The following is a 6393-nucleotide window of genomic DNA, read 5'->3' as shown; positions in this document are numbered from 1 at the left end:
GCACCGGGGAGGTTCGGCGTGGCCGAACCGGCGGTGAGCGAGTGTTCTTCGAGGGCGCGGCGGGCGACGACGAGACCGCGCCCGGGGTGGCGGGCGGCGACGAAGCCGCGTCGGGCGCGGGCGGCGTGGTCGTGGTAGCCGCACCCGGGTGGGTCGCGGTGGCCGCACCGGGGAGGTTCGGCGTGGCCGAACCGGCGGTGAGCGAGTGTTCTTCGAGGGCGCGGCGGAGGCGGCGGACGGCGGCGTCCGGGGCGCCCTCGGACGCGGCGCGGCGGGCGGCTTCGCGGAGCAGGTCGACCGCCCACGGCTCGGCGATCGGCGGGGCGGCGAGGAGGTGCAGGACGATGTCGTCCTCGGGGGCGCAGCGATCGCGCAGCGCACGGGCGGCGCCGTGGTGCAGGGCGGCTCGCTCGGCGGCGATGACCGGCTCGGCGACCGCGGCGCGCACCAGGGGATGGGCGAAGCGCGGCGGGTCGTCCTCGACCAGCTCCAGCTCACGCAACGCGCGCAACGCGGGGACCGGATCGCCCGGCAACAAGGACGCGTCGCCCAGCACGGCCAACGCCCGCGCCACCTCGCGCGCCTCCGGGTCCAGCCGATTCAGGCGCCGCTGCACCGACCGCGTCACCGACGACGGCACGGCCGCGCGCACCGCGGCGGCCGTCACGGGCGCGCCCGCCAAAGACCGCACGAGCTCGCGCAGCAGCAGTGGGTTCCCACCGGTCGTCTCCATCGCGGTCGCGACGGCGTCATCCGGCGCGGCGTGCGAGAACAGCCGCCGCACGCTCGTCGACGACAACGGACCGGGCCGGACGATCGTCGCTCCCGGAGCGTCGCCCAACGCGCCGAGGAGTTCGAGCTCCGCGCCCGGCTCGTTCACGCGCGTGCCGACGCACAGCAGCAGCGGCAGCTCGGTCGCTCGCCGGGCGAGGAAGACGAGAAAGCGCAGGGAGGGCGCGTCGCACCAGTGCGCGTCGTCGACCACGAGCAGCAGCGGCGACTCGTCCGCCAGCCCCGTGGCCAACCAGTAGAGCCCGTGCAACGTCGCGAACGAGGCGTCGGCCACCGGCTCGGCGACCGCGGCGCCCAACACCGGCGCCGCGTGCGTGGCGGCGCCCGCCAGCAGCCGCTCCCGGCGCGCCGCGTCCGACGCGTGCACCTCACGCTCGAACAGCTGCCGTACAACGCCGAACGGGAACTCGCGCTCGAGCTCGCCGCCGACCGCGCGCAGGACCTTCACGCCGTCCGCGTCCTCGCGCAGCGCACGCAACAACGCCGTCTTCCCGGACCCGGCCGCGCCCTCCACGATCGCCGTGCCGCCGCGTCCCAGCCGCGCATCCGAGACCAGCGCACGCAGCGTCCCGAGCTCTCCCTCGCGCTCCAGCAACTCCTCCATGAGGGGACCAAGCGTATTCAGGGGTCAAGTCTGGGGACCCCCGGTACGCGCGAGCGGAGACGGTGGAGGAGCGATGAACCGACTCCGCTTCCTCCTCCTCGTGCTGATCCTCGTCCTCGCCGGCGGTCTCGTGACCACGGCCTGGGGCGACACCCTCCCCACCATCGTCGTCGACTCCGAGACCGACGCCGCCGACAAGACGCCGAGCGACGGCGTCTGCGCCACCGAGGCCGGGACGTGCACGCTGCGCGCCGCGATCCAGACGGCCAACGCCCGCCCCGGTGCAGACCAGATCGAGTTCGTGGTCGACACGATCAGGCCCGCCGCGGCGCTCCCCGCCCTGCGCGACGGCACGATCGTCGACGGCGGCGGCGAGGTCGAGCTCGACGGCTCCAAGCTCCCCGTCCGCACACCGCCGGACACCAGGTACGACTACGTGCTCGCGCCGCACGGCCTGGAGATCCGCGGGCCCGACACGACCGTGCGCGGCATGATCATCCACTCGTTCCCGGGTGCGCAGATCGACCTCGACGAGCACGCCGACGGCGCGACGATCGAGCACAACCGGCTCGGCACCGACCGCACCGGCACGCTCGACCGCGGCGCCTACCACGCGAACAACACCGCCACCGCCGGCGTGTCCGTGCGCGACAGCACCGGCGCGCTGATCGAGGACAACGTGATCTCCGGCCTCGAGCTCGGCGTGAACATCGTCAACGGGGCCAGCGCGGTCGCGATCGTGCGCAACCGGATCGGTCTCTCCGCCGACGGCAAGGCGCCGCTCGGCAACGACCGCGCCGGCATCGAGGTCAACGGCAACCCGGACCTCGCCTCGCCGCTCCCGCGCGTGATCCTCATCGACGAGAACCGGATCGCCGCGACCGGCCGCGCCGGCGAGGACGACGGGTTCGGCCACGGCATCCTCGTCAGCCGCGCCCCGCGCGTGGACGTCTTCCGCAACCGCATCGGCTTCGACGCCGCGGGTGAGCGCGTGAAGGGCTTCGGCGTCACCGGCGACGGCATCCATGTGCAGGACGCCACGGAGTCGACGATCGGCGGCGTGAACTCCACGACGCTCCAGAACCTCGGCAACGTGGTCGCCGCGGGCGCGAACGACGGCATCTACGCCATGGGCGCGATCGACGGCCTGAAGGTCCGCGCGAACGTCGTTGGCCTGAACGCCGACGGCACCGACCACTACGCCGGCGGCGAGTCGACCGGCAACACCGGTGCCGGCATCCGCGTCGACGGCGTCACCCGCGACGGCAAGGGGAGCGGAGCCGAGGACGTGAAGATCGGCGGCCCGGGCGACATGGGGAACGTCGTCGGCTGGAACGGCAACGCGGGCATCCGCGTGCTCGGCCAGCTGGTCGCGCCGCTGGTCGAGGGCAACACCGTCGGCCTCACGCGCGACGGCAGCGGGGCGCCCAACAACGCAGGTGGCGTGCAGCTCGGTCGCGTCGCCGGGCTCGCGCCGCAGGGCCCGGTCGTGCGCGGCAACACGCTCGCCAGGCAAGCGGTTGGCCTCAACCTCTCCCACACGTCCGGCGCGCACGTCAGCGGCAACACGGTCACGGGCAACTCGTTCGGCCTCGCCGCGACCGAGGCGCCGTCGACGCGCTTCGAGGACAACACGGTGCGCGACAGCAACAACACCGGCATCTACGTCACCGGCGCGTTGTCCACGCACGTCGCGGTCGTCGAGAACACGCTCGAGGAGAACGCGAAGGGGATCGAGCTGGACGGGACGACGGGTGCGCTCGTCGATACCAACGAGATCCGCGACAGCGAGGTCGGCGTCCGGGTCGCCGACGGTCGGGGGACGAAGGTCCGGGGCAACGCGATCACGGCGGGGCAGATCGGGGTCGACGTGGCGTCCGACGGCGTCGTCGTCGGCGCGGTCGCCACGCTCGACGAGACCGTCCCGCGCCGCTGCACGCTCCCGCTCGGCTGCAACGACATCACGGCCAAGCTCGGCGTCGCCGTCGACGGCACCGGGACGATGGTGCGCGGCAACCGCTTCACCGCGACGGAGCGGATGATCGAGCGCGACGAGCACGTGCTCCGGCGCGGGCGCGAGGTCAACCGCCCGACCGTCATCCAGCACACGCGCAGCCGAACCGGAGACCTGCTGCTGGTGAGCGGCGCGGTCGAGTCGGCGGACGCGGTCGTGGACATCTACGCCCAGCCGGTGCCCGGTCCGCTCGGCGGCGACGCGCGGATGATCGCGACGGTCACGCCCGACGGGCACGGCCGCTTCTCCGCCTTCGCCGCGGCCGAGCAGGCGGGCTGGTACTTCACGGCCGTCGCGACCAGCGCGAGCGGCACGACGTCCGAGTTCGGCATCGCGTGCGGCGACCGGGTTCCGGAGGCGCGTGGCGACAGCGACGGCGACGGGATCTGCGACGAGTGGGAGATCGCCGGCGTCGACTACGACGGTGACGACGCCGTGGACTTCCACACGGGCGCGATCGTCGGTCGGCGCGACCTGCTGGTCGAGCTGGACGCGGTCGACGCGCCCGGCACGCTGCGCTCGTTCGGAACGCTCGCCCGGATGCAGGACGCGTTCGAGCAGGGCGGCGTGCGGCTGCGCTTCGTCGACGATCGTCCGGAGCTGGTGGCCGGCGGGCGCGACGCGTACGCGCACCGCTACGGCGAGCGCGGGGACGTGTGCGAGAGCTCGTTCGGCACCGCGGCCGACCGCGCCGCGGAGGACTGCTGGGTGCGGCTGGGCGCCCGCGGTGCCGTCGTGCGGTACGGGCTCTCCGGGCTGGGCGAGTCGCGCGCGATCGGCGAAGCCGTGTTCGAGGAGGGCGCCGCGCGCTTCGCGGACCCCGTCGACGAGGCGCAGGGCCACCGCGCGTGCGGCGGTCCGGACACGTGCCGCGAGGTCGTGCGCAACTACGAGACGATGGCCGCGCTCGGCGGGCTGCTCGGGCTGGGCGAGGGCGACGACACGCCGGACGGCTTCCCGTCCCGGCTCTCGGTGATGAACTGGCCGTACGCGTCGCCGCGGCTCGGCACGCCGCTGGACTTCGCGCGCGGCGACGGTCCTTCGATCGACGAGCGGGCGATCTCCGATCGCGACGGGATCGCGCTGTCGGGGACCGCACGCACCCGCGGGTGGTTCCCGGTCGTGACCGCCAAGCGCGGCGGCGTGTGTCGCTGGGTGCGCGTGCCGGCCGGCGCGTTCGACTTCGACGGTGACGGGTCTCGCACCATCGGGCCGCGCCCGTTCGGGGTGGACGATCCCGGCGCGAGCAACTGCACGGCCGCGGGCAACATGGAGACCGCGGCGGCCGGGACGATCGACGAGTGGGCACGGCTGCGGTTCGGCATGGAGTCGGACACGCTGCGCGCGCGGCGGCTCGTCGCGAGCACGCGCTCGCTCGGCGCGGCGGACCTCGACGACGACGGCGTGGAGGATGCGCGCGACGTGTGCCCGCTGGTCGCCGACCCGGACCAGCAGGACGGCGACGGCGACGGCTTCGGCGACGCCTGCCTGTCCTCGCTCGTGGAGTCGGATCTGGCGCTGTCGCTGGAGCTGCCCGAGCGGATGAACGCGGGCGTGCCGGCCGAGGCGAAGCTCACGCTGACGAACGAGTGGCCGCGCGCTGCGGGTGCCGCGAAGGTCCGGCTCACGCTGCCCGACGGGTGGACCGCCGACCGGACCGAGTGGACGGTTGCGGGCGTGCCCGCGCGTGGCGCGGTGGAGACGACGATCAAGCTCACGGCCACGGCGGCCGGCGAGGGGGAGGTCACCGCCGAGGTGGTCGAGTCCGCGGGTGAAGACGCGGACTCGACCCCCGGCGGCGGCGCGGCCGGCGAGGACGACCAGACCGCGCGCAGCGTGACCGTGATCGAGCCGCCGCAGGTGCGCGTGGCCAACGCGTCGAGCAACGAGGGCACGACGAGCGGGCGGACGCTGCGGTTCGTCGTCACGCTCTCGCGGCAGCCGGCCGAGCGGCTCGTGCTGCCGGTGAGCGCGGCCTCCGGCACGGCGTCTCTCCCCGGCGACGTGAACCCGCCGGCCGGCGAGGTCGTGTTCGAGGACTGGGAGACGCGTCAGGTCGTCGAGCTCAAGACCGTGCCGGACACCGTGCGCGAGGACGACGAGCGCTTCACATTGACCGTCGGTGACAAGACCGCGACCGGCCTGATCCGTGACGACGACGCGCCCCTGGCCGAGGGCGATCTGATGCCGCTGGCGTCGATCGCTCCGCGCGGGCTCGACGGCGCCCGCACGGCGACGATCGTCGGCGACCGCGACGTGTACGTGAGCGACGTGGCGCGCTTCGCCCGCGTGGAGCGGGAGGCGGGCAACGCCCTGACCGTGCGCGAGTGCTGGACGCTCGTGCGCGACGAGTCCGGCTGCACGCCGCTGACGATCGGCGGCGAGATGGTGCGCGGCGCGAACATCCGCCACGTCGTGGCGTCGGCGGACGGCCGCGCGCTGTACGTCGTGACGGACTTCACGTTCGTCGGCCAGGACGCGGGCCTGATCGTGCTCGCGCGTGACCCGGCGACCGGCGCGCTGTCGTTCGCCTCGTGCCTGGGCACGCCGCTCGTCTACACCGGCACCGGGCACTGCACTCCGCGCTCGCTGCCGTCCAAGACCACCGACGCGGCGCTGGGCAACGGCGCGCTGCACATCTTCGGCGGCACCTGGGGCCCGGGCGAGCTGCACTCGGTGACGCTGAACGGCACGGCGATCACGGGCGCGTCCTGCCTCGCGCCGGCGACCGAGCACGACGACAGCTGCGCCGACGCCGACCTCCCGCGCACCGGTGACGTGCGCGGCGCGGTCGCGGCCGACGGCTCGATCTGGGTCCGCACGGAAGGCTCGCTGCGCCGCCTGTCGGGCACGACCGTGGTGGAGCGCCGCGACGCGCCGGGCATGGGCCCGGTGGCCGCGACCGGCGCCGCCGGGACGAGCGCGGCGCGACCACGACCTCGTTCTCGAACGTCCCGGTCGCGAGCGTGACCTCCTCGGTCTC

The 6393-nt window shown here is 74.4% G+C and carries 2 protein-coding genes; one reads left to right on the top strand and one right to left on the bottom strand.

Going from position 1 to position 6393, the window contains the following annotated elements; translation table 11 throughout:
* Positions 1 to 1396 (bottom strand): ATP-binding protein (locus OJ997_RS35855; protein WP_270030266.1); only part of this gene is annotated, 1396 nt, incomplete at its 3' end.
* A 73-nt stretch (positions 1397 to 1469) separates the two neighbouring features.
* Here OJ997_RS35855 and OJ997_RS35850 point away from each other — a divergent pair.
* Complete coding sequence (locus OJ997_RS35850) at positions 1470 to 6380, top strand: NosD domain-containing protein (protein ID WP_270030265.1); 4911 nt, start codon at positions 1470 to 1472, stop codon at positions 6378 to 6380.
* Positions 6381 to 6393: the final 13 nt, after the last annotated feature.

Source organism: Solirubrobacter phytolaccae, assembly GCF_027587195.1.
Classification (GTDB): domain Bacteria; phylum Actinomycetota; class Thermoleophilia; order Solirubrobacterales; family Solirubrobacteraceae; genus Solirubrobacter; species Solirubrobacter phytolaccae.
The sequence above is the reverse complement of the archived record's forward strand: the minus strand, read 5'-3'. Positions and strand labels throughout refer to the sequence as shown.

What these genes read in the sequence shown, in the direction of transcription:
- OJ997_RS35850 (WP_270030265.1), top strand. Translation starts at nt 1,470, where the DNA reads ATGAACCGACTCCGCTTCCTCCTCCTCGTGCTGATCCTCGTCCTCGCC.